Origin of the sequence: Bacillus sp. SIMBA_031, from assembly GCF_046535225.1 — a bacterium.
In the GTDB taxonomy this organism is placed as follows: domain Bacteria; phylum Bacillota; class Bacilli; order Bacillales; family Bacillaceae; genus Bacillus; species Bacillus velezensis.
On sequence record NZ_JAWRXC010000324.1, the window covers coordinates 1 to 265 of the forward strand.

The 265-nt window shown below is 59.6% G+C and carries 1 protein-coding gene; it reads left to right on the forward strand.

Going from position 1 to position 265, the window contains the following annotated elements; translation table 11 throughout:
* Positions 1-265 (forward strand): PaaX family transcriptional regulator C-terminal domain-containing protein (locus tag SB724_RS20490; protein WP_410572738.1); only part of this gene is annotated, 265 nt, incomplete at both ends.

Here is a 265-nt window from a genome sequence, read left to right on the forward strand (position 1 = left end):
TGGACCTGTTCCGCAGTGATTACGTCTTTGACGGGCCCATGCGGCCCAAAATTTCAGAGTGGTGGGATCTTAAGGAACTCGATGAGCAGTTCACCGAGTTCCTCGCGCTGTACGAGGGCGCGGAGCAACAGTGGGTTGAACGGGTAGGCGAGGATCCGGAGGCTGCCTTGGCGGCCTCCACAGAGGAGCTGCGAAGGGACGCGTTCCGCTACTACATCCCTATGTTGACCATGTGGCGCCGGTTCCCGTATCGCGACCCAAACCT